Raw genomic sequence first — 1,364 nt, forward strand, 5'->3', positions numbered from 1 at the left:
AAAGACATTCATCAATTAGCTATTTGACGTTTATATATAAACCTTTAACTAATTTCCGCTAAATACTGCGCCATCGCGGCGCCATTATTAATAATATGTAGCAGCATCGGTAATACTAGCGAGCCTGATTTGATACGCGCGTAGCAAAATATCAGTGCCAATACCACAATGGTGCCGATTTCATAAATGCCATATTGCAAGTGAATCACCGCAAATATCACGCTGGTCACTAAACTTGCAACTATTGCGCCGCGATGCTCTGCGTTAGCTACGTTTGAGAACTGCTCAGCAATAGCCGACCATAATAATCCACGAAATATAAGCTCTTCATAAATCGGCGCGACAATCACCATGGCAAATATCAATAACCAGACTGAGCTGACAGACTGATATAAAGGGTCGACGAAGACCAACGGTGATTCATTAAGCAAATATGTTAACGCTTGACTGCCAATCATAAATATCAGCAATAGCCCTACCATACCGATGCCAACCGACCATGAAAACGGCTTGAGCGCTAGATACTGTTTTACATTGCCGCCCCTCGCTCGAATCAATAAAACGCTGACTGCCACCAATAATATACAGCCGATAATGATAGAAAGACTGACCACTGTACCATCATTGCTGCCAAAAAAGAAAATGTCGCCCATAGTGGCATTCTTAGTAGCGGGCAATACCATTTTGCCTGCAATATAGACGCCGATTAATTGACTGATAAAGAACGTCACTACCATCCCAATGAGTAACAGCAACGCACCCAAGCGTGAAAATAGCCGCGCAGAATTGAGTGCTGGGGTCTTAATAGATGCGGTGGTTGCTTTTTTTAGCATAAATCGTCACTCAAAAAAGTGTGCTAGCTGCTCACATTACATTTATCCTAGCCTCTAGGATTCACAAGCATCAGTTATTGTGGCAACTGCTGTTTGATAAGCTCAAGCACTTGATGCGCCACCGACTCTGGGTGCTCAAGCGGGAACATATGTCCGCCGGCGTGGGTTTCATAATCGATATTCAGGCGTGATTTGATTTGCTGCGGGAAGCGGCGCTTAAGAAAGATACTATCCTTACCAATGATAAGCGTCACTGGTGTCTTCGGCGCACGGTTTGGGGTCAGCCAATACCATGACGGATTGGTACGAAACACCTCAACTTCACTGGCTTTAGGGATTGCCAAGGTTACTTTGCCGTCCGCACGCTCATGTAAACCATGCTCGATATAGCCTTGAAAACTACGCTCATCGAAATCTTTAAAAAAGCCCTTATGACGCAGCTTATCATAGGCGTCTTCGCGGCTATCCCAAACATCACGGCGATGCTTAGACACGCCCGCTGGCGACAGCTTATCCATCAAACGATTATTC

The 1,364-nt window shown here is 44.9% G+C and carries 2 protein-coding genes; both read right to left on the reverse strand.

Going from position 1 to position 1,364, the window contains the following annotated elements; translation table 11 throughout:
• Positions 1-44 precede the first annotated feature (44 nt).
• Complete coding sequence (locus tag V7D75_RS14505; RefSeq protein WP_333615135.1) at positions 45-833, reverse strand: CPBP family intramembrane glutamic endopeptidase; 789 nt, start codon at positions 831-833, stop codon at positions 45-47.
• 74 nt (positions 834-907) lie between these two features.
• Positions 908-1,364, reverse strand: a 457-nt coding sequence (locus tag V7D75_RS14510; RefSeq protein WP_333615136.1) for an alpha/beta fold hydrolase, incomplete at its 5' end; no start/stop codon positions are given.

Source organism: Psychrobacter sp. (assembly GCF_036731945.1).
Taxonomy (GTDB): domain Bacteria; phylum Pseudomonadota; class Gammaproteobacteria; order Pseudomonadales; family Moraxellaceae; genus Psychrobacter.